18 protein-coding genes are annotated in these 21,167 nt (G+C 70.3%); 9 read left to right on the forward strand and 9 right to left on the reverse strand.

The annotated features are described in order from the left end of the window. Positions 1–69 precede the first annotated feature (69 nt). Both ppk2 and UG56_RS14050 read left to right on the forward strand, forming a co-directional pair. The gene (gene ppk2, locus UG56_RS14045) at positions 70–960 is read left to right on the forward strand and encodes a polyphosphate kinase 2 (RefSeq protein WP_045550677.1); all 891 of its coding nucleotides are present in this window, start codon (positions 70–72) and stop codon (positions 958–960) included. Between the two features lie 198 nt (positions 961–1,158). Next, positions 1,159–1,698, forward strand: coding sequence for a GNAT family N-acetyltransferase (locus UG56_RS14050; RefSeq protein WP_045550672.1), 540 nt, complete (start codon positions 1,159–1,161; stop codon positions 1,696–1,698). 4 nt (positions 1,699–1,702) lie between these two features. Here UG56_RS14050 and UG56_RS14055 read toward each other — a convergent pair whose 3' ends face one another. The 4 genes from UG56_RS14055 to obgE all read right to left on the reverse strand — a co-directional run bounded on the left by UG56_RS14055 (position 1,703) and on the right by obgE (position 6,040). Continuing rightward, positions 1,703–2,203, reverse strand: coding sequence for a hypothetical protein (locus UG56_RS14055; RefSeq protein WP_045550673.1), 501 nt, complete (start codon positions 2,201–2,203; stop codon positions 1,703–1,705). Between the two features lie 35 nt (positions 2,204–2,238). Further along, on the reverse strand, positions 2,239–3,213 hold the full coding sequence (locus tag UG56_RS14060; RefSeq protein WP_045550674.1) for an endonuclease/exonuclease/phosphatase family protein: 975 nt from the start codon (positions 3,211–3,213) through the stop codon (positions 2,239–2,241). A gap of 79 nt (positions 3,214–3,292) precedes the next feature. Continuing rightward, positions 3,293–4,405, reverse strand: coding sequence for a glutamate 5-kinase (proB, locus tag UG56_RS14065; RefSeq protein WP_143055034.1), 1,113 nt, complete (start codon positions 4,403–4,405; stop codon positions 3,293–3,295). A 72-nt stretch (positions 4,406–4,477) separates the two neighbouring features. Then, positions 4,478–6,040: a GTPase ObgE gene (obgE, locus tag UG56_RS14070; RefSeq protein WP_045550848.1), complete on the reverse strand. Its 1,563-nt coding sequence runs from the start codon at positions 6,038–6,040 to the stop codon at positions 4,478–4,480. Between the two features lie 130 nt (positions 6,041–6,170). Between obgE and UG56_RS14075 the strand changes: the two genes are divergently transcribed. Next, complete coding sequence (locus UG56_RS14075) at positions 6,171–7,025, forward strand: LLM class flavin-dependent oxidoreductase (RefSeq protein WP_045550847.1); 855 nt, start codon at positions 6,171–6,173, stop codon at positions 7,023–7,025. 136 nt (positions 7,026–7,161) lie between these two features. Here the strand turns inward: UG56_RS14075 and rpmA are convergent, their stop codons facing one another. After that, positions 7,162–7,419, reverse strand: a complete 258-nt coding sequence (gene rpmA, locus UG56_RS14080) for a 50S ribosomal protein L27 (protein WP_008358497.1) — start codon at positions 7,417–7,419, stop codon at positions 7,162–7,164. A gap of 34 nt (positions 7,420–7,453) precedes the next feature. Continuing rightward, on the reverse strand, positions 7,454–7,756 hold the full coding sequence (gene rplU / locus UG56_RS14085; RefSeq protein ID WP_045550852.1) for a 50S ribosomal protein L21: 303 nt from the start codon (positions 7,754–7,756) through the stop codon (positions 7,454–7,456). A 276-nt stretch (positions 7,757–8,032) separates the two neighbouring features. On the opposite strand from rplU, the gene UG56_RS14090 reads away from it, so the two are divergent. From UG56_RS14090 to UG56_RS14110, 5 genes are all read left to right on the forward strand, one after another. Next, the gene (locus UG56_RS14090) at positions 8,033–8,827 is read left to right on the forward strand and encodes a DeoR/GlpR family DNA-binding transcription regulator (protein ID WP_045550851.1); all 795 of its coding nucleotides are present in this window, start codon (positions 8,033–8,035) and stop codon (positions 8,825–8,827) included. A gap of 189 nt (positions 8,828–9,016) precedes the next feature. Continuing rightward, positions 9,017–10,336, forward strand: coding sequence for an ABC transporter substrate-binding protein (locus tag UG56_RS14095; RefSeq protein ID WP_256206632.1), 1,320 nt, complete (start codon positions 9,017–9,019; stop codon positions 10,334–10,336). Beyond that, positions 10,336–11,295 (forward strand): carbohydrate ABC transporter permease, encoded by a 960-nt coding sequence (locus UG56_RS14100; protein WP_045550845.1) that lies wholly within the window; start codon positions 10,336–10,338, stop codon positions 11,293–11,295. The genes UG56_RS14095 and UG56_RS14100 overlap by 1 nt, the downstream gene beginning before the upstream one ends. Continuing rightward, complete coding sequence (locus UG56_RS14105; RefSeq protein ID WP_045550844.1) at positions 11,292–12,128, forward strand: carbohydrate ABC transporter permease; 837 nt, start codon at positions 11,292–11,294, stop codon at positions 12,126–12,128. Before UG56_RS14100 ends, UG56_RS14105 begins: the two co-directional genes overlap by 4 nt. Beyond that, a complete protein-coding gene (locus tag UG56_RS14110; protein WP_045550843.1) occupies positions 12,125–13,600 on the forward strand; it encodes a mannitol dehydrogenase family protein in 1,476 nt (491 codons plus the stop codon). Before UG56_RS14105 ends, UG56_RS14110 begins: the two co-directional genes overlap by 4 nt. 4 nt (positions 13,601–13,604) lie before the next feature. Here UG56_RS14110 and UG56_RS14115 read toward each other — a convergent pair whose 3' ends face one another. Next, positions 13,605–14,624 (reverse strand): helix-turn-helix domain-containing protein, encoded by a 1,020-nt coding sequence (locus UG56_RS14115; protein WP_045550850.1) that lies wholly within the window; start codon positions 14,622–14,624, stop codon positions 13,605–13,607. A 67-nt stretch (positions 14,625–14,691) separates the two neighbouring features. Here UG56_RS14115 and UG56_RS14120 point away from each other — a divergent pair, with 67 nt between their 5' ends. Continuing rightward, on the forward strand, positions 14,692–15,903 hold the full coding sequence (locus UG56_RS14120; protein ID WP_045550842.1) for an MFS transporter: 1,212 nt from the start codon (positions 14,692–14,694) through the stop codon (positions 15,901–15,903). Between the two features lie 71 nt (positions 15,904–15,974). On the opposite strand, the gene UG56_RS14125 is transcribed toward UG56_RS14120, so the two are convergent. Beyond that, on the reverse strand, positions 15,975–19,538 hold the full coding sequence (locus UG56_RS14125) for an Rne/Rng family ribonuclease (protein WP_084101056.1): 3,564 nt from the start codon (positions 19,536–19,538) through the stop codon (positions 15,975–15,977). A 411-nt stretch (positions 19,539–19,949) separates the two neighbouring features. Next, complete coding sequence (locus tag UG56_RS14130) at positions 19,950–21,158, reverse strand: winged helix DNA-binding domain-containing protein (protein WP_256206633.1); 1,209 nt, start codon at positions 21,156–21,158, stop codon at positions 19,950–19,952. Positions 21,159–21,167 lie beyond the last annotated feature (9 nt).

Consider the following 21,167-nt stretch of genomic DNA (forward strand, 5'->3'; position numbering starts at 1 on the left):
CTTGCTGAAACGGTGCAGCCTTGCTGAAACGTCGCCGCTCGTTCACCTCGCCTCCCTATGGTCGTGCGCATGTCCCAGGGATTCCGCGAATACATCGACAACCTGATCACCGAAGGTCACACGATCGGCGAGGATCACGACGATGACCCGGTGCTCCTCGATCCGGCCGGCAAGGCCGTCGACACCTGGCGCGAGAACTATCCCTACACGGAGCGGATCGCCCGTGAGGTCTACGACGAGCAGAAGTACCTCCTCCAGGTCGAGCTGCTGAAGTTCCAGCGCTGGAACGACCGCGTCGGTGGGAAGCACGTGCTGATCTTCGAGGGCCGCGACGCCGCCGGCAAGGGCGGCACGATCAAGCGGTTCATGGAGCACCTCAACCCCCGCTACGCCCGCACCGTGGCGCTCTCGAAGCCGTCGGACCGCGAGTCGCAGCAGTGGTACTTCCAGCGGTACGTCCAGCACCTCCCCACCGCCGGCGAGATGGTCCTCTTCGACCGCTCCTGGTACAACCGCGCCGGCGTCGAACGGGTGATGGGCTTCGCCTCCGACGAGCAGTACGAGCAGTTCATGCACCAGGTGCCGCTCTTCGAGCGGATGCTCGTCGACTCCGGGATCACGCTCACGAAGTTCTGGTTCTCGGTCGGTCGCTCGGAGCAGCGGACCCGCTTCATCATCCGCCAGATCGACCCGGTACGGCAGTGGAAGCTCTCCCCCATCGACGTGCAGTCGCTGGACAAGTGGGACTCCTACACCGCCGCCAAGGAGGAGATGTTCCGCCGCACCGACACCGACTGGGCCCCCTGGACGACCATCCGCTCCAACGACAAGAAGCGCGCCCGCCTCAACGCGATGCGCTACTTCCTCGCCAACCACGACTACGACGAGAAGGACATCGACATCGTCGGCACCCCCGACCCCCTCATCGTCCAGCGCGGCATCGACGCCGTCGGCGACTGACGCCGGACAGCCTCACCCCGAGCCGGTGGGCTCGCGGCGGTGGGGAGCGTCCGCGGGGCTTTCACCAGACGTTGAGGCCCGTGCCGAGGCGTCACGCGCGTCGGCCGAGTGGGCACGTGTCTGCCACCTCGGCCGACGTAGGTGACGCATCGGCCGACGTAGGTGACCTCTCGGCGGGGTCGGCTACGGTGCAGGATCATGAAACCCCTCGGCGACGTGCCCTGGCCCCCGGATCCGATCGTCACCGACCGCCTGATCCTCCGCGAGACGAGGACGGAGGACAGGAAAGGGTTGGCCGAGCTGCTCTCGGACGAGACGGTGCAGGCCTATCTCGGCGGCCCGCAGCACACCCGCGAGGAGCTGGAGGAGCTCATCCCGCAGGATCCGAACACCAGGCCCGGGATCTTCGCGGTCGAGCACGCCGGCGAGTTCGTCGGGCGGATCACGATCCAGCGGCGTGATCGGGCATGGGCACACCACGTACGCGAGGAGGGTGACGAGGTCGAGATCGGCTATGAGTTCCTCCCGATCACGTGGGGCCGAGGCATCGCGACCGAGGCCACCCGGGCGGCGCTCGGCTGGATCGAGAGGACGCTCCCCGGCGAGCCGGTGGTGCTCACCACGCAGGTGGCCAACGAACCGTCCCTACGCCTGGCCCGCAAGCTCGGGTTCGTCGAGGTGGAGCGGTTCATGGGCTTCGGTGCCGAGCAGTGGTTCGGCCATCTCCGAGACGAGTAGGCGTCTAGTCGTCGGTCTCGAGCATGTTGGCCGTCCACAGACCCAGTGCCAGCGGGAGCAGGAGGCCCCAGGTCGGGCGGAGGTCGGCGTACTCACCGAGCACCTCGCCCGCCACACTCAGCCAGATCACGAGCGTGACGACCGCACCGATGACCCCCGCGAGCCCGGCAGCGAACCGTGCCAGCCCGGAGCGCTGCAGCGCGATGACGAGAGCGAGCACCGGGGCCGCGAGCGCGAAGAGGATCGCGACGTACGACGCGAAGGCGAGGAACACATAGGCGGCCGGCACCTCGTCGGATGCGTCCCGCAGCTCCGCGACCCACCCGGTCGCCGCCCAGACGGAGAGCGAGACCTCCGAGTCGTCGGTGCCTCTGACCACGGGAACCGCAAGCGTTGCGACGGCGAGGACGAGCACACCGAGGAACTGCGTGCGCCGCAACCGGCTCGCGGTCTCCTCGTTCCCACGAAGCGCCGAGCGAATCAGACCGTCCGAGTTGTCAGCCACGCGCTCAGGTTACGAGACCAGCGCCCGAATCCGACTCACTCCTCGGGCGTGCCGAGGTAGGCGACCAGCGCCAGGTGGTCCGAGCCGGGGACCTCGACCGTCTCGGTCGCCAGCGCGACCAGGTCGTCACCGATGAGGACGTGATCGATCGCGGTCGCCGGCGGGAGAGGTACGCCGGCGAACCCCTCGGTCGGCCACGTCGGCTGCCAGCCCGCGTTGCTGGCCCTGGCCGCGTCCTGTACGTCCGCAGCGTCGAGCAGGCGGCGGACGGTGTGGTGGTCGAGCGAGGCGTTGAGGTCGCCCAGGACGAGGTCGGGCTTCTCCGCGGCCGCCTCCTTGATGATCAGCTCCTGCTCGGCCGGCCACGACGCGAGCGTGGGCGGGGCCGGGTGGGCGACGACGACCCGCCGCTCTCCCACGTCGGCCACCCACGACCCCATGGCGGTGTCGAGCCGGCGCGACCTGGTGATCGGCTGGTCGGCGAAGAGCATCGTGCCCCGGGTCCCGGGCGCGGCCTCGCCGATCCGGTAGGGCAGCTGCTCGCGCAGCGTGCTCGACAGCTTCGCGAACGCCTCGGGGGTGATCTCCTGGAGGGCGAGCACGTCGACCTTGTGGGCGCGCACCGCCTCGACCACCGCGTCGGTGTCGCCCTTGCCCTCGAGGAGGTTGGTGGTCATCACGGTCAGCGGCTCCCCGGCGCTCGTCTCCCGGGAGCCGGCGTAGAGCGGCGCCTGCCAGGCGAGGTGCACCGCGAGCAGCATCGCGGTGACACCGGCGAGGACCAGGAGCCGGGTACGCGCCGGACCGGCGGCCAGCCACACCAGCACCAGGACAGCGATCAGGCACAGGGCGTACAACCCGACGCCGAAGGGCGCGAACGCAGCAAGCCGCACCGCTCGCAGGTCGGTGCTCGCCAGCGCCCGGGAGAGCGTGATCGCCACCGCCGGCAGCCCGCAGATCACCAACAGGCACCAGGCCAGCGCCAGCGGAACCCACCGAGCCCGGTTCACGCGGCCGCCTCCGTAGCGCCCGCGCCAGAGTACGGAGCCGACCGCGTGATGGACCCGATGGTCGCTCGCCGGCGCTCGCTCACAGCACGACCAGATCGTCGCGGTGGATGACCTCCCGACCGTACGCAGCCCCCAGGTTGGCCTCGAGATAGCCCGAGGACCGCCCGGCGAGCCGCGGGATCTCGTCGGCGTCGTAGTTCACCAGCCCGCGCGCGACCGCGACCCCGGAGGGGTCGACGACGTCGACCGGGTCGCCGACGTGGAACGCGCCCGAGGAGCCGGTGATCCCCGCCGCGAGCAGCGAGGCGCCACGCTTCCGGATCGCGGCGACCGCTCCGGCGTCGACCGTGATCGAGCCGACCGCCTCGGTGGCGTGCTGCAGCCACAGCAGCCGCGCGGGGCGCCGCTTGCCGACGGCATGGAACAGGGTGCCGACCGTCTCGCCCGCGAGCGCGGCCTCGGCCTGAGCGGCGGAGGTCAGCACGACCGGGACGCCGTCCTCGACGGCGATCCGGGCGGCCTCCAGCTTGGTCACCATCCCACCGGTGCCGACGCCCGCGGCACCGGCCTTGCCGATGGTCACCCCGGCCAGATCGGCCAGCGAGGCGACCTCGTCGATCCGCTGCGAGCCCTGCTGGGACGGCGGCGCGTCGTAGAGCGCGTCGACGTCGCTGAGCAGCACCAGCAGGTCGGCCTTGACCAGGTGGGCCACCAGCGCCGCGAGCCGGTCGTTGTCGCCGAACCGGATCTCGGAGGTGGCCACGGTGTCGTTCTCGTTGACGATCGGGAGCACACCCAGGTCGAGCAGCGTGGACAGCGTCGCGTCGGCGTTGCGGTAGTGCGCACGCCGGTTCAGGTCGTCGACCGTGAGCAGCACCTGGCCGGCGATGATGCCGTGCCGGGCGAGCTCGTCGGTGTAGCGGTGGACCAGGAGCCCCTGCCCCACGCTCGCCGCCGCCTGCTGCTTGGCCAGCGCCCGCGGGCGCTTGGCCAGCCCCAGCGGTGACAGCCCGGCGGCGATCGCCCCGGAGGAGACCAGCACGACCTCCTGCTCGGCGGCCCGCGTCTTCGCGAGTACGTCGACCAGCCCGCTCACCCGGGCCGGGTCGATGCCTCCTGCCGCCGTCGTCAGCGACGACGACCCGACCTTGACCACGACCCGGCGTGCTCCGGTCACGACCTCGCGCTGCACCGATCCCCCTCGTACGTCAGCCTGTGCTCTCCGCTGCGCCGGATCCTACCGGCGCCGGCGCCGGCCGAGGCGTCAGTTTCCGCTGGTCGAGCGGGACGACTCGCCCGGGTCGTTCTCGGCCCAGTCGCTGTCCGGGTCGTCCTCGCCACCGATCTCGTACGCCACGGGGCCGGACCCTTCACGCAGCCGTCGGGCGACGTCGGCCCGGGCCTCGTACTCTTCCTTGGTCTCCATCCCGGCGTCGATCTCGCGCCGGCGGGCGGCAGCGGGCCGCTCCTCGTAGAAGCGCTGGTCCTCGCCGCGGCGGCCAAGCATCTCGGCACCGGTCTCGATCGAGGGACGGAAGTCGAAGACGACCGCGTTGGCCGGGTCGCCGATGATGACGGTGTCGCCCTCCTCGGCTCCGAGCTCGACCAGCCGCTCCTCGACGCCGAGCCGGTTGAGGCGGTCGGCGAGGTAGCCCACGGCCTCCTCGTTGTCGAAGTCGGTCTGCCGCACCCAGCGCTCGGGCTGCGGGCCGCGGACGAGGTATTCGCCGTTCTTCGACACCTTGACGGTGAAGCCGTTCTTGCCCTCGGCGCCCTCGGGACGCAGCACGATCCGGGTCGGCGGCACCACCGGGACGTCCTTGCGGGCGGCGGCGACCAGCTCGGCCATCGCGTAGATCAGCTGCTGCGTGCCCTCGCCGGAGGCGGCGGAGATCTCGAAGACCTTCAGGCCGCGCTTCTCGAACTCGCCGATCGTCATCTCGGCGATCTCGCGGCCGTCGGGGACGTCGACCTTGTTCAGCGCGACCAGCCGGGGCCGGTCCTCGAGGCCGCCGTGGCGGGAGAGCTCGTTCTCGATGATGTCGAGGTCGTCGATCGGGTTGCGTCCCGGCTCGATGCTCGCGGTGTCGATGACGTGGACGAGCGCCGCGCAGCGCTCGATGTGGCGCAGGAACTCGTGACCGAGGCCGCGACCGTCGGCCGCACCCTCGATCAGCCCCGGCACGTCGGCGACGGTGAAGGTGATCTCGCCGCCCTTCACGACGCCGAGGTTGGGCACCAGCGTGGTGAACGGGTAGTCGGCGATCTTCGGCCGGGCTCGCGAGATCGCCGCGATCAGGCTCGACTTGCCGGCCGAGGGGAAGCCGACCAGGCCGATGTCGGCGACGACCTTGAGCTCGAGGCCGATCTCACGCGCCTCGCCCGGCTCGCCGAGGAGCGCGAAGCCGGGAGCCTTGCGCTTGGAGGAGGCCAGCGCGGCGTTGCCGAGCCCACCACGACCGCCCTCGGCGATGACCAGCTCGGAGCCCGGGCCGACCAGGTCGGCGAGGACGTTGCCGTTCATGTCGGTGACCACGGTGCCGTCGGGGACGGGAAGCACCAGGTCCTCGCCGTGGGCGCCGTTCTTGTGGTCGCCCGCACCCTGGCCGCCGTTGGACGCCTTGCGCTTGGGACTGTGGTGGTAGTCGATCAGCGTGGTCACGTCGGGGTCGACGCGCAGGATGATCGATCCGCCCGGGCCGCCGTTGCCGCCGTCGGGCCCGCCGAGCGGCTTGAACTTCTCGCGGTGCACCGACGCCACCCCGTGTCCGCCGCGACCGGCCTCGACGTGGAGGGTGACGCGGTCGACGAAGGTGGGTACAGCCATGCGCTCACCTTAAGGCCGACCCCACGTGTCTGCCGAGTCGGCGCATCTGACCCCGTGCCTCGCGAAGCGAAGCGAGCGAGAGGGGTCGGATGCGCCGACTCGGCATTCTCGGCATCGGTAGGTTGAGCCCATGCGAGTAGGAACAGTGATGTGGCCGATCGAGGACTGGCCGGCGATGGGCGAGCGATGGGCCCAGGCCGAGCAGCTCGGATTCGAGACGGCGTGGGTCTACGACCACCTGGCCTGGCGCGGGCACAGCCCGTGGGAGGAGGCGTTCACGTCGATGGCCGCCGCAGCGGCCCTCACCTCCACGATCCGGCTCGGGACGCTCGTGACCACCCCCAACTTCCGTACGCCGATCCCGACCGCCGCGGCGATCCGCAGCCTCGACCGCATCTCGGGCGGGCGCATCACGATCGGCATCGGCGCCGGCGGCGCCGACCACACCTCCGACGGCGACGTGCTCGGGCGGGAGTTCACCCCGCGCGAGCGCGCCGACCGGTTCTCGGAGTGGACCCGCACCGTCGACCGGCTGCTGCGCGAGTCACCGGTCACGATCGACGGCGAGCACTGGCAGACCCGCGAGGTCACCGTCTCCCCCGGCCAGGTGCAGCAGCCGCGTACGCCGCTGTGGCTGGCCGGCAACGGCCCGCGCGGGATCCGGCTCACCGCTGAGGTCGGCGACGGCTGGATCGCCAACCCGCAGGGCGACGACCCGAAGGGGTTCGTGGCCCAGCGGCTGGAGATGCTCCGGGAGGCGTGCGAGAAGAAGGGCCGGGACTACGACAGCATGCCGAAGCTGTTCATGTCCGGCTTCACCGAGGAGCCGTGGACCGAGTCGGCCGACGCGTTCGAGGACCTGGTCGGCTCCTACGCCGAGATCGGGATCACCGACATCGCGCTCCACTGGCCGCGGCCGGGCACGCGCTGGGAGGTCTCGCAACAGGTCTTCGAGGCGATCGCGGACCGCGCGACGCAACTCTGACGAGAGTCAAACGAAGATCCCGCCGAGTCGGCTCGTCCCAACGGGCCGACTCGGCGCTGATGTCGGTCAGGACGAGCCGACTCGGCAAAAGGGCGACGGCCCTCTCCCGCAGGAGAGGGCCGTCGAAAGGCGTTGCTCAGGCGTCGCCCGGGACGATGTTGATCACGCGGCGGCCACGGCGCTTGCCGAACTCGACCGCACCCGGCTGCAGGGCGAACAGGGTGTCGTCGCCGCCACGGCCGACGTTGGTGCCGGGGTGGAAGTGCGTGCCACGCTGGCGGACGATGATCTCGCCGGCGTTGACGAGCTGACCGCCGAAGCGCTTCACGCCGAGGCGCTGGGCGTTGGAGTCGCGACCGTTCTTGGTGCTTGCCGCACCCTTCTTGTGTGCCATCTTCTCAGTCCTTCAGTGTCTCTAGAACGCCGAATCAGGCGTTGATCGCGGTGACCTTGACCTGGGTGTACTTCTGACGGTGACCCTGGCGCTTCTTGTAGCCGGTCTTGTTCTTGTACTTCTGGATGATGATCTTCGGGCCCTTGGAGGCGCCGACGATCTCACCCGCAACCGAAGCCTTGTCGAGGCCGGTCGAGGTCACGTTCTCGCCGTCGACCAGGAGGACCACGGGGAGCGAGACGGCCGTGCCGTTCTCGCCGTCGAGGCGGTCGATCTCGATGACGTCGCCGACAACGACCTTCTGCTGCTTGCTGCCAGCCTTCACGATCGCGTACACCGCGGTCTCCTTCATGCTCCGAACTCAAAAGTCTTGTGTCGACCCGCGGCAAAGCAGGCCGGACCCCGAAGCGATAGGTGCCAGCAGATGCCTGCAGGAACGGCGCACTGCGCACGCCGAGATTCAATCTTACGTAAGCGGCCAGGTAGCCGCAAAACGCCGCGACACCGTCCGTCCGGGGCATTGTGCCCCGGAGAACCCCGATCAGGCCAACCGGGCGCCCGGTTCGGCCATGCCCTCTGCGAACCGGGCACGATTCCGGGCATGATGGCGCCCATGACGTCGCCCGAGCAGTCGACTGAGCCGTCTCAGCGGAACCAGGCCCGCCAGGAGGAGATCCTGGCGCGCGCCCGCACGACCGGCCGCGTCTCGGTGACCGATCTCGCGCCCGCTCTCGGGGTGAGCGTCGAGACGATCCGGCGCGACCTCAAGGTGCTCGCCGACCGCGGCGTCGTGGAGCGGGTCTACGGCGGCGCGGTCGCCCTGGAGAGCGGCAGCTTCGAGACCTCGCTCGAGTTCCGCGCCGGCCGCGACGTCGACGAGAAGCACCGGATCGCCCGGGCCGCCCTCCAGCATCGCCACGGGGCGGAGACGATCTACATCGACGAGGGCACCATGCCGCAGTTCCTCGCCGAGGAGCTCTTCGGCCAGGGCCCGGCGACGGTCATCACCCCCTCGCTCCCGGTGGCCACCCGGCTCTCCGCGGACCCAGAGCTCACCGTGATCGTGCTGGGCGGGCGCGTACGCACCATCACCCGGGGCGTCGTGGACCAGTGGGCGACGCGGATGCTGGCCGACCTGGTGATCGACCTGGCCTACATCGGCGCCAACGGGATCTCCCGCGAGCAGGGCCTGACCACCCAGGACCCCTCGGTGGCCGCGGTCAAGCGCGCCGCAATCGAGCGCTCCCGGCGCCGGATCTTCTTCGGCGCCCACACCAAGTTCGGCGCCTCCAGCCTGTGCCGTTTCGCCGGCGTACGCGACTTCGAGCTGCTCATCACCGGCACCGAGCTCTCGGCCAGCGAAGCCCGCCGGTTCTCGGCACTCGGCCCCCGGGTCATCCGGGCCTGAAACCCGGCCTGAAACCCGGCCTGAGAACGGGCAGGAACCGGGCGCGACGGACGCATCGACCGGGCTAGGGGGTCCGGCCCGAATTACGACATCGTGGTCGTGACGACAGTCACACTGCGAGGAGGCAGATCGATGCGGGCACGGAGACGGACCTCCGCAGCGCTGACAGCGCTATCACTGGCGACGGTGATGTTGACGGCATGCGGCACCGGCGGCCTGGGAGCCGGCGGGACGAGCGCGGGCGAGCACAGCATCACGGTGCTGATGGTGAACAACCCCCAGATGCTCGAGCTCCAGGAGCTCACCGCGAAGCACTTCACCGAGGAGACCGGGATCGAGGTGAACTTCGTGGTCAAGGTCGAGCAGGACATGCGGGACACCGCGAGCACCGAGTTCGCCAACCAGTCCGGGATCTATGACGTGGCGACGCTGTCCAACTTCGAGATCCCCTACTACGCCCAAGCGGGCTGGATCTCGGACATGGAGAGCATCGCGAACGACCCCGAGTTCGACCAGGACGACATCCTGCCGCCGATGACCGAGGCGCTCTCGGCCGACGGCAAGGTCTACGGCGAGCCGTTCTACGGCGAGTCGTCGTTCCTGATGTACCGCAAGGACCTGTTCGAGAAGCACGGCATCGACATGCCGGCCAACCCGACCTGGGAGCAGGTCGCCGGCTTCGCCGCCAAGATCGACGAGGCGGAACCGGACATGCGTGGCATCTGCCTGCGCGGCCTGGCCGGCTGGGGCGACAACCTCGCCTCGATCACGACCGTGGTCAACACCATGGGCGGCACCTGGTTCGACGAGGACTGGAACGCCCAGGTCAACAAGGGCGGCTTCAAGAAGGCCGCCAACTTCTACGTCGATCTGGTCCGCAAGCACGGCGAGGCCGGCGCCGCGACCTTCAGCTTCCCGCAGTGCCTCAACGCCATGCAGCAGGGCAAGGTCGCGATGTGGTACGACGCCACCTCCGGTGCCGGGTCGCTCGAAGCGGCCGAGTCGCCGGTCAAGGGCAAGGTCGGCTACGTCGCCGCCCCGCACGACCAGACCGAGAACGCCGGCTGGCTCTACACCTGGGCGTGGGCGATCCAGAAGGCCTCACGGCACCAGGAGGACGCCGCGAAGTTCGTCGCCTGGGCCTCCAGCAAGGAGTACGAGGAGCTGGTGATGGCCGACACCGAGAACGACACCGGAGGGCCGACCAACGTCCCCGCGGGCAAGCGTGCCTCGACCTATGCGAACCCGGAGTACCTCGAGGTGGCCGGCTCCTTCGCCACCCCGACCATGAATGCGATCAAGAACGCCCAGGCCGACAACCCGGGCGTCCAGAAGCGGCCCTACAACGGCATCCAGTTCGTCGGGGTCCCGAGCTTCACCGACTTCGGTACCGAGTGCGCCAAGCAGCTCTCCAGCGCCATCTCGGGCTCGAAGACCACCGACGCGGCGCTCGACCGATGTCAGTCCCTCGCCCAGGAGTACGGCGACGTCCAGAAGGAGAAGCAGTGATGGCCTCCCTGACCGCACCACTCCCCGCAACCACGGAACCGGCGGCGACAAGGCCGCCCGAGGCGTACCGGAAGTGGGGCCGGGAGTCGTGGAAGCTGCGCGCGCCGCTGCTGCCCGCGCTGGTCTTCCTGATCGTGGTGACGCAGCTGCCGTTCGTGGCGACGCTGGTCATGTCGTTCATGAACTGGAGCGCGCAGCCCGACGCCCCGGGGCGCAGCTTCGCCGGCTTCGACAACTTCAAGACGGTGTTCACCACGCCGGCCTACCGCACGGCGGTCCTCAACACGATCGAGATCACCGTGGTCGTCGTCGGGGTGAGCGCCCTGCTCGCCCTCGGGATCGCCCTGCTGCTGAACAACGCGTTCGTCGGCCGCGGCGTGGTCCGCACGATGATGATCGCGCCGTTCCTGATCGTGCCGATCGCGGCCGCGGTCTTCTGGGGCAACGGCATCCTGATGACCGGGTTCGGCCTGGTCGACGGGGTGCTCGGTCAGCTCGGGGTGCCCGGCGCCCAGGACATCGCGTTCCTCACCGACCATCCCAAGCTCGCCATCGAGATCGAGCTGATCTGGCAGTGGACGCCGTTCATGATGCTGATCCTGCTCGCCGGGCTGCAGTCGCAGGATCCTGAGGTGCTGGAGGCGGCGAGCATCGACGGCTGCAACGGCTGGCAGACGTTCGTGCACATGACGCTCCCCCACGTACGCCGCTATCTCGAGCTCTCGATCGTGCTCGGCACGATCTTCATCGTCCAGAACTTCGACTCGGTCCTGGGCATGACCGGCGGGCTGAACTCCACCAACATCCCGTTCGCCGTCTACGAGACGTTCTACTCGGCCAAGGACTACGGGGTCGCCTCAGCGCTGGGCGTCGTCGTGGTCATCGGCTCACTGATCATCGCGACCTTCGCACTCCGCGTGGTGTCGTCCCTGCTGACCGACGAGGAGGCTGCCCGATGAACACATGGAACCGGCAACGGGTGGCGAAGATCGCCATCCCGATCGCAGCATGGCTGGTCGGCATCATCTTCGTGATCCCGATCCTCTACATGGTCCTGACCTCGCTGCACGCACCGCAGGACGCCCAGACCTACCCGCCGAGCTGGGGTGCCCCGCTGACGCTGGACAACTACGGCGGCCTGTTCACCTCGGCCAACCCGATCACGCCTGCGCTGATCAACTCGGTGATCACCAGCGTGCTCTCGACGCTGCTCGTGCTCGCGCTGGCCATCCCCGCCGCGTACGCCCTGGCGATCAAGCCGGTGAAGAAGTGGTCGGACGCGATGTTCTTCTTCCTGTCGACGAAGATGCTGCCGATGGTCGCGGGGATCCTGCCGATCTACCTGTTCACGACCCAGGTCATCAACATGCCCGACAACGTGATCATCCTGATCCTGCTCTACACCGCGATGAACCTGCCGATCGCGGTCTGGATGATGCGCTCGTTCCTGGCCGAGGTGCCGCCCGCGATCATCGAGGCCGCCTCGATCGACGGCGCCTCGACGCTGCGGATCCTGACCCGCATCGTGGCGCCGATCTCGATGCCCGGCGTCGCGGCCACCTCGCTGATCTGCTTCATCTTCGCCTGGAACGAGCAGCTCTACGCCAAGGTGCTGACGTCGGTCGCCGCGCAGACCGGTCCGGTCTTCGTGAACACCCTGATCCAGACAGAGCACGCCTACCTCGCCGAGCTGGCCGCCGGGGCGACGCTGATCTCGCTGCCCGTGCTCATCGCCGGCTTCGCCGCCCAGGACAAGCTGGTGCAGGGACTCTCCCTCGGGGCGGTCAAGTGACGTATCCGAGACTCACGACGGCTCGACTCGGCGACCTGTCTGCATCCGTTGCTGTCCCCGCCTACGACCGCTCCGCCGTCACTCCCGGGATCGTGCATCTCGGGGTCGGCGGCTTCCACCGCGCCCACCAGGCGCGCTACGTCGACGACCTGCTCGCCTCGGGCATCACCGACTGGGGCATCGTCGGGGTGGGGCTGATGCCCCAGGACGTACGCATGCGGGATGCTCTCGCGGCCCAGGACCATCTCTACACGCTCGTCGAGCGGGCGCCGGACGGCGCGGTACGGGGGCGGGTGATCGGCTCGATCATCGACTACCTCTTCGCGCCCGACTCCCCCGCGGACGTACTGGACCTGCTCACCGATCCGCGGATCCGGATCGTGTCGCTGACCATCACCGAGGGCGGCTACCACGTCAACCAGGCGACCGGCGGCTTCGACGCCTCCGACCCCGCCATCCAGGCCGACCTGGAGCCCGGGGCGGTGCCGTCGACGGCGTTCGGCTACGTCGTGGAGGCGCTGGCCCGGCGGCGTGCCGCCGGGATGGCGCCGTTCACGGTGATGTCGTGCGACAACATCGCCGGCAACGGCGACGTCGCCAGGGCGATGATGTCGGCGTTCGCGTCCCTGCGTGACCCGGAGCTCGGCGACTGGATCGCCTCCGAGGTCGCCTTCCCGAGCTCGATGGTGGACCGGATCACCCCGGCGACCACCGATGCCGACGTCGAGGAGGTCGGCTGGCGGTTCGGCATCGGGGACGCCTGGCCGGTGGTCAGCGAGCCGTTCACCCAGTGGGTGCTCGAGGACCACTTCCCGCAGGGCCGGCCACCGTTCGAGCAGGCCGGGGTCGAGATGGTGCCCGACGTCGAGCCGTACGAGCTGATGAAGCTGCGGCTCCTCAACGCCAGCCACCAGGCGCTGTGCTACCTCGGCTACCTCTCTGGCTACCGCTACGCCCACGAGGTCTGCACCGACCCGCTCTTCGTCGACTTCCTGCTCGGCTACATGTCGCAGGAGGGTGCCCCGACCCTGCCGCAGGTGCCCGGGGTGGACCTGCCGGGCTACCAGCACGAGCTGATCTCCCGGTTCGCCAACCCCCACATCCGCGACACCCTGGCGCGGCTGTGCGCGGAGAGCTCCGACCGGATCCCGAAGTGGCTGGTGCCGGTGATCACCGCCCAGCTGGGTCGTGGCGGCTCGGTGCGGCGGTCGGCGCTCGTCGTCGCCGCCTGGGCCCGCTACGCCGAGGGCGTCGACGAGCAGGGCGCGCCGATCGACATCGTCGACCGGCGCCAGGCCGACGTGATGGCCCGGGCGATCGCGCAGCGCGACGACCCGCTCGCCTTCCTCCGCGACCCCGACCTCTTCGGCGACCTCGTCGACTCGCCCGAGTTCACCGAGCCGTACGCCGAGGCGCTGGCGTCCCTGCACGCCGTCGGGGCTCGGAAGACCCTCGAGATCTGGGAGGCGTAGGCACTCATCGCACCCGGGCTGCCGGGTCCGATCTCGGATCGGGCCCGAGCAGCTCCTCGCCCAGCGCCGTACGCCAGTAGAGCACCTCGCGTCCCGCGCGGCGTCTCATGACCACGCCGGCGTCGAGGAGAACGCGCAGGTGGTTGCCGACGGCGCCGACGGGCAGGTGGGTGAGCGCGGCGAGCTGCGTCGTGGATCGGGGTGCATCGAGCAGAGCGAGCACCCCGGCCCTGTTGGCGCCGATGAGCCGGGCCAGGGCTTTCGCGGGATCGGTGCTCTCGCCGCCGGTGGCCGCGAGAGCACCGGCGACGGGATAGACGATCGCGTAGCGCTGCGGCAGGTCCCAGGCGAGCCAGGATCCGTCGCTGTGCACCGGCACGAACGAGAGCTCGTGGGCGTCGGACAGGTCGCGGGCGGGCAGGTCATAGCCGTTGACCTGGAGGATCCCGTTCCCGAGCCACTTCTTGCGCCTGGTGCCGAGCGTGGCGAAGACGCTGGCCCAGCCCTCGCTGGCGAGCTGGCTGGCGCGGGAGACGATGTCGGCCTCCAACACGCGCCTGCGGCGTGGCCAGTCCGCCTGGACGGTGGCGGTCCAGATCCACGTCAGCAGCTCGATCACGGCGTCGCGGATCCCCGATCGCCCCAACACGACCGGTAGATCACCGGCGACCTCCCGGAGCTCGGCGCGCATGGTGCGGTCGTCCCAGGTCAGCACCTGAGCGAGCTCGTCGTCGAAGGTCGCGCCGTCGCCGAGCGGCGGCGGGGTGATGAAGTCAGCCATCCACCCGGGCTGGTCGCCGCGGCGGGGCCGCCACAGCGTGGCGTCGAGGGCCCTCAGCATCGGGTCCGAGGCCAGAAGATCCTCGTACGCCTCGAGGTAGGCGGCGCGGAAGGACCTCTGCCACGGCGTGCCGTTGGCGTCGGGACGGCTGAGAACCGTCAGCGCGGCGACGGTCTCGTGGAGCGGGGAGACCACGAACCGGCTCGCGGCCAGCAGGTCCGCCGGGATGATCCAGGTTCCCATCGTCACGACCTTTCGCGTGTGCGCGAATCATTACCCGATCGCCCTCGATCATTCCAGACTTCACCGCATGACGAGCACTTCCGCACCGCCCGCACCGACCACCTTCGGACAGCTCTTCTCGATCCCGGAGTTCAGGGTCCTCTTCGCCAACCGCTGCCTGGTGATGATCTCGGTCGCGTCGTCGTCGCTGGCGCTCGGGACGATCATGTTCGAGAGCACCGGGTCCGCCCTGCTCAGCGCGCTGTCGATGTTCGGCGGGCCACTGGTCGCACTGGTCGTCTCGCAGCTGTTCCTGGGACTCTCCGACACCCTCCGACCGCGAACCGGACTCATGCTCCAGATGGCGGCACCGCTCGTCGCCAATGCACTTCAAGCGCTGCCGGGGGTGCCGTGGCAGGCACGATTCGCTCTGCTCGCCATTCCCTACGCGGTCAACGCCATGCTCAGCGGCACGCAATGGGTCGTCCTGCGCGACATCATGTCCGGCTCGTCCTATGCCCTCGGTCGATCGACGCTGAACCTCGCCGTCGGCGGGATGCAGGTCGTCGGATACGGCCTCGGCGGCGTCGCGCTGCTGTGGCTCTCACCGCAGACGCTGTTCATCGTCGCAGCCGTCGTCAACCTGCTCAGCCTGATCACCGTGCGGTTCGGCATCAAGGACCGGCCGGCCCCTGGACGTACTTCGGAGGGGCTCGTCGCCCGGACCCGCCGAGTCAACCGGCTGCTCCTCGGATCACGGGTCACCCGGCCGCTCTACCTCGCCGGCTGGGTGCCGAACGGGCTGATCGTCGGCTGCGAGGCACTCTTCGTTCCCTACGGTCACGGTTCGCTCGCCGGCTACCTCTTCGCGGCCGGTGCTGCCGGGATGATGCTGGGCGACCTGGGAGCCGGCCGCTTCCTGACGGTCCCGCAGCGTGACCGGCTCATCGGCCCGCTGCGCTATCTCCTCGCGGTCCCCTTCCTCCTCTTCTGGTTCTCCCCTCCCGCGGCGGTTGCGGTGGCCGCGGTGTTCATCGCCTCCGTCGGGTACGCCGCCTCGCTCCCGTTGCAGGAACGCCTGATCACCCACACCACCGACGACATCCAGGGGCAGGCGCTCGGTCTCCAGAGCCAGGGCATGATGATCGGCCAAGCCCTCGGGGCCGGGGTCGGCGGCGCCATCGCGTCCTCGCTCGCCCCCGGTCACACCATGGGGGTCCTGGCCACGGCGTCGTTGCTGGTGACCCTCGCGCTCACCCCCGGCCTGCGCCGGTCTGCGCCGCGGCATCCGGTTCCGTAGCCGCAGGTGCGGCGAGAACGCCGAAGCCCTGGCCACCGCTGATACGGTGGCCAGGGCTTCCTATCGAGGTGTCAGCTGTCCTGTGACGGCGTGGTGTCGCGGCTCGCGCCACCGCGGGTGCGGGTCACGACCTTCGGCGCAGGCGTCGAGGCGGTGCCGTTGGTGGCGGGCGTCGCCTCGGTCTTGGTCGCGGTCATCACCGCGCCCTCACCGGTGCTGACCACCTCGCGGCGGGCGCCGCGGCGCTGCCGGGTGACCACCTTGGGCTTGGAGTCGACCGGCGCGGCCGCGACCGGCTCCGGCGTGGTGACCTCGGGCTCGGCTGCCTCCGGCTCGGCTGCCTCGGGCTCGGCTGCCGGGGCGACCGGAGCGGGCTCCTCGGCGACGGGCTCCTCGGTGACGGGCTCCTCGGCAACCGGCTTCTCGGCGACCGGCTTCTCAGCGGCCGGCTTCGGCTCCGCAGCGGTCGAGCTGCCGACAACCGCGGCCAGGACCGGGCGACCGGTCGCTGCCGCACGGCGGGTGCGGGTGCGGGTGGTGACCTTCGGGGCCTCCGGCTCGGCGGGCGCCTCGGCGACAGGCTGGACCGGAGTCTCGGCCGGGGTCGCCGTCTCGGTCGGCTCGGTCGCCGGGGTCGACGCCTTCGACCGGCGCGAACGCGTACGCGTGGTCACCTTCGGCGCGTCGACCTGCTCGGGAGCGGTCTCGACTGCCTCGGCCGGCTCGGCGGTCTCCGCAGTCTCGGCCACCGAGGGCTCCTCGGCGGTCTTCGACCGACGCGAGCGCGTACGGGTGGTGACCTTGGGGGCCTCGGCCACCGCGACGGTCTCGGCGGGCTCGGTGGCCGCCTCCTCCGCGGGGGTCTCGACGGGCTCGGCGACCGCAGTCGTCTCGCTCTGTCCGGCCATGGCGGCGAACTCGGCGGGCGACGGCGTCTTGGCGTGCTCCTCGACGGGCTCGGTGCGCTGCTCGCCACCGATCTCGTCCTTGCCCTTGCCGCGGCCACCGCGACCGCCCCGACGGCGCGAGCGCGGCTCGTCGGGGGCGACGCCGGAGGACTTGCCGGGCTCGACCGGGTGCTCGTGGATCACGAGCCCACGGCCGCCGCAGGCCTCGCAGTTCTCGGAGAAGGCCTCGAGCAGGCCGGTGCCGATCCGCTTACGGGTCATCTGCACCAGACCCAGCGAGGTGACCTCGGCTACCTGGTGACGGGTGCGGTCACGGCCGAGGCACTCGACCAGGCGACGGAGCACCAGGTCGCGGTTGGACTCGAGGACCATGTCGATGAAGTCGACGACGATGATGCCGCCGATGTCGCGCAGCCGGAGCTGGCGCACGATCTCCTCGGCAGCCTCGAGGTTGTTCTTGGTGACCGTCTCCTCCAGGTTGCCGCCGGAGCCGGTGAACTTGCCGGTGTTGACGTCGACGACGGTCATCGCCTCGGTGCGGTCGATGATCAGCGAGCCGCCCGAGGGCAGCCAGACCTTGCGGTCCAGGCCCTTGGCGATCTGCTCGTCGATCCGGTACGCGGCGAAGGCGTCGGCCTCGCCGTCGTACTTCTCCACGCGCTCCTCGAGGTCGGGAGCGACCGACTGGACGTAGTCCTTGACGGTCTCCCACGACGAGTCGCCGGAGATGACCAGCTTGGCGAAGTCCTCGGTGAACAGGTCGCGGACGACCTTGAGGGTCAGGTCGGGCTCGCCGTAGAGCAGCTGCGGGGCGTTGCCGCCGGCACGCTTCTCGATGTCCTCCCAGCGGGCCTTGAGCCGCTCGACGTCGCGGGTCAGCTCGTCCTCGGCGGCACCCTCCGCGGCGGTGCGTACGATCACGCCGGCCGTGTCGGGGACGATCTCCTTCAGGAGGGTCTTGAGGCGGTTGCGCTCGGTGTCGGGCAGCTTGCGGGAGATGCCGGAGGTGGTGCCGTCGGGCACGTAGACCAGGAAGCGGCCGGCCAGCGAGATCTGCGAGGTCAGCCGGGCGCCCTTGTGGCCGATCGGGTCCTTCGTCACCTGGACGAGCACCTTCTGACCGGAGGTCAGCACCGACTCGATCTTGCGGGGCTGACCCTCCTTCCAGCCGAGCGAGGCCCAGTTGACCTCACCGGCGTAGAGGACCGCGTTGCGGCCCTTGCCGATGTCGATGAACGCGGCCTCCATGGAGGGGAGCACGTTCTGGACACGGCCCAGGTAGACGTTGCCGATCAGGCTGGTCTGGCTCTCGCGGGCGACGTAGTGCTCGACGAGGACCTTGTCCTCGAGCACGGCGATCTGGGTGAGGTCCTCGCGCTCGCGGATGACCATGACGCGCTCGACCGACTCGCGGCGGGCCAGGAACTCGGCCTCGCTCACGATCGGGGCGCGACGGCGGCCGGCCTCGCGGCCCTCGCGGCGGCGCTGCTTCTTGGCCTCCAGGCGGGTCGAGCCCGACAGCGCGGTGATCTGGTCCTCGCCGGTGCGGCTCGCGCGGACCTTGGTGACGGTGTTCTCCGGGTCGTCCCCGGCGTCGCCCGAGGCCTCGCCGGCCCGGCGGCGACGACGGCGACGGCGCGAGGAGCTGCCGCCCTCGCCCTGCTGGTCGGCGTCGGCGTCCTTGCCGGCCTCGTCGCTCTCCGCCTCGGCGTCGTCGGACCTGTCCTCGGCGTCGGTCGCGTCGGAACCGTCGGCGTCGCCGTTGGAGCCCTTGCGGCGGCGACGGCCACCGCGGCGGCGGCGACGACGGCCGTTGCCGCCGCCCTCGCCGTCGTCGACCGAGCTCTCGTCGGCGTCGGTGTCGGTGCTGCTGTCCGTGTCGGTCTCGGCCTCGGTGTCGGCGGACTCGTCCTCGGTCGGCTCCTCCTCGGCGGGCTTCTCCTCGGCCGGGGCGGCGCTGCGGGCGTTGCGCCTGCGGGTCCGGGCCGGGGCCTCCTCCTCGGCGGCCTCAGCTGCGGGCTCGGCGGCCTTCGGCTCGTCCTCGGCGGGCGCCTCGACGGCGGCCTCGACCGGCTTCGGCTCGGCCGTCTTGCGGGTGCGCCGGCGGGTGGTCGTCTTGGTCGGCGCCTGGAACAGCACCGCGGGGGCCACCGGACCGGTCTGCTCGGTCTCGGTCTCCGCGAGGGTCTCGTCGACCTCCTCGTCGACCTCCTCGGCGGGCGTCTCGACGGGCTCGACGGCCTCGACCACGGGAGCGGCGGCCTTCTTGGCGGCCGCCTTCTTCGTCGTGGTCTTCTTGGCGGTGGTCTTCCTCGCCGCGGTCTTCTTCGCCGGAGCCTCGACGGCCTCAGCGGGGGCCTCGGCCGGGGTCTCGACGGCCTCAGCGGCCTCGGGAGTGATCTCGGGGGTGGTCTCGGTGGTCTCGACCTCGGCCGGCGCCGCAGCGGCAGCCTTCTTGGTCGTACGCTTCCGGGTGGTCTTCTTCGCCGCAGCCTTCTTGGCGGGGGCGGTCTCGCCGGCCTCGTCGGCGGGGGCCTCAGCGGCCTCAGCCGGGGCCGCGGCGGCCTTCTTGGTGGTGCGCTTGCGCGTCGTCTTCTTCGCCGCGGTCTTCTTCGCGGGAGCGGACTCCGCGGCCGTTTCCGCTTCGTTCGTGGGGGTGTCGGTCACCGGAGTCTGCGGCGTTTCAGCGCCGTTCTCGGTGTTCTCGACAGTGGTCTCGTCGGCCATGCCGTTCTCCTCATCCAGGACCTTCACAGGTGCCGGATAGTCAGGTGCCGGGAAACGGGCGCTGCGCAGTATCGAACTTTTTCCACGTAGCAGCCGCGTCGCGGCGCAAAGCTTGTCAGGGCGGCGGCATCCTCCGCAGCGGTGCGTCACAGGCTGCGGTTCGTCACCTGCCGCGGTCGCTCGGCCGTCCGGGACCTTCCCGGGCGAGTCGCTCTCACTGACCTGCTAGGCCTGCGTCGCGGTCTGGTGACGACCTACCTCCTGTGTGCCGGAGTGCGGCCCCGGAGGGCCCACGCCGGCGAGGCGTCGTCGGACTGTCCATTCCTCGGGTCGGGCCCGATTGTTTGAGCAGTCGTCTCGGAGTATCGCATACACCCTGTCAACAGACCGATATCCGGACACCAACGAAACTCAGGGAAGGACTGCTTCTTTCATCTGGCGCGACTTGTAGACGTTCACGATGACCACCCCGTCGAGCCACTCGGTGAGCCGCTCCGCCTCGGCCGCCAGCGCCTTGCGACCGGCATCGCCGATGTCGTGGCGCACGATCGGGTGCACGGTGCCGTCCTCGTCCTGCGCCCAGGCTCCCACGATCCGGCCGTCCCACCAGGCGGTGTTGCCTGCGTTGCCGTTGGAGTCGAAGAGGTACGGCACATCCTCCGCGTCCAGGTAGAACCCGCGTTCCCTCCAGCCCATGACGGTGGGATCGAGGGTCGGCACCAGCGCCGCCCAGGGCTCGATCTCGGGTTCCGGCGAGGTGGCGATCGGGTCGTCCGGGAGCACCCAGCCCGTCCCGCCGCTCTCGAGTCCGACCTCGACGGCCCCGACGGCGACGAGCGCCGCCCGCACGGCCGACTTGGTGGCCCCGAGCCACCAGACCAGGTCGGCCTCGGTGCCGGGACCGAAGGTCCACAGCCAGCGGCGGACCAGCTCCGCGTAGCCCTCCGCCGCGGGCAGCGGGGACGGCATCTCGTCGAGCCATGACTCCGTGAGCGTCCAGGCGGGCTTGTTCAGCCGCCAGTGGCCGAGGTTGGTCGCCCGCATCAGCCGCCCCTGCGCGGCGAGGGTGCCGATCACCCAGCGCCCGATCGCGAACTCACCGCCCCACTTCTTGCCCGGCTCCCCCAGCCGGAAGCGGATGTCGAGCTCCGGCACCAGCTCGCGCAGCTGCGCCGTCGTCCGCGGCTCCCCGTCGGCCAGCGCCGCCAGCGTCGCCGCGTAGGCCTTCTCGATCCAGCCGTCGTGGTCCTCGTCGACGCCGCCCGCGGTCAGCCACTTGTGGAGGTTCTTCTCCTGCTGCGCGGCGACCCGGGCCGACGCGCTCCCCAACGCCGCCGGGACCAGGTCGCGCGGGAAGGCGAAGAGCGTACGCCGCATCGCCAGCTGCTTGACCAGCGAGCGCTCCTCGTAGAGCGCCCGCTCGACGTCCTCGACCCGGAGGTCGTGGACGCGCGCGTGCAGCGCGAGGTGGACCGTCGCGGCCTCGGTGGCGTGCCAGGCGGTCATCGCCCGCGTCGCGGCGGCCACGTCGGCGTACCTGTGGCCAGGGGCGAGACCATGGCGTCGACCCAGCCGGGCGCGGCGCTCGCGGTCGGTGACCGTTCTCATCGGCAGTCCCATCGGCAGAGC

Source organism: Nocardioides luteus (assembly GCF_000960475.2).
Classification (GTDB): domain Bacteria; phylum Actinomycetota; class Actinomycetes; order Propionibacteriales; family Nocardioidaceae; genus Nocardioides; species Nocardioides luteus_A.

Excerpts from the sequence above, each read along its gene's own strand:
- ppk2 (WP_045550677.1), top strand. The coding sequence starts at position 70 with ATGTCCCAGGGATTCCGCGAATACATCGACAACCTGATCACCGAAGGT.
- UG56_RS14050 (WP_045550672.1), top strand. The coding sequence starts at position 1,159 with ATGAAACCCCTCGGCGACGTGCCCTGGCCCCCGGATCCGATCGTCACC.
- obgE (WP_045550848.1), bottom strand. The coding sequence starts at position 6,040 with ATGGCTGTACCCACCTTCGTCGACCGCGTCACCCTCCACGTCGAGGCC.
- UG56_RS14075 (WP_045550847.1), top strand. The coding sequence starts at position 6,171 with ATGCGAGTAGGAACAGTGATGTGGCCGATCGAGGACTGGCCGGCGATG.
- rpmA (WP_008358497.1), bottom strand. The coding sequence starts at position 7,419 with ATGGCACACAAGAAGGGTGCGGCAAGCACCAAGAACGGTCGCGACTCC.
- UG56_RS14090 (WP_045550851.1), top strand. The coding sequence starts at position 8,033 with ATGACGTCGCCCGAGCAGTCGACTGAGCCGTCTCAGCGGAACCAGGCC.
- UG56_RS14095 (WP_256206632.1), top strand. The coding sequence starts at position 9,017 with ATGTTGACGGCATGCGGCACCGGCGGCCTGGGAGCCGGCGGGACGAGC.
- UG56_RS14100 (WP_045550845.1), top strand. The coding sequence starts at position 10,336 with ATGGCCTCCCTGACCGCACCACTCCCCGCAACCACGGAACCGGCGGCG.
- UG56_RS14105 (WP_045550844.1), top strand. The coding sequence starts at position 11,292 with ATGAACACATGGAACCGGCAACGGGTGGCGAAGATCGCCATCCCGATC.
- UG56_RS14115 (WP_045550850.1), bottom strand. The coding sequence starts at position 14,624 with ATGGGAACCTGGATCATCCCGGCGGACCTGCTGGCCGCGAGCCGGTTC.
- UG56_RS14120 (WP_045550842.1), top strand. The coding sequence starts at position 14,692 with ATGACGAGCACTTCCGCACCGCCCGCACCGACCACCTTCGGACAGCTC.
- UG56_RS14125 (WP_084101056.1), bottom strand. The coding sequence starts at position 19,538 with ATGGCCGACGAGACCACTGTCGAGAACACCGAGAACGGCGCTGAAACG.
- UG56_RS14130 (WP_256206633.1), bottom strand. The coding sequence starts at position 21,158 with ATGGGACTGCCGATGAGAACGGTCACCGACCGCGAGCGCCGCGCCCGG.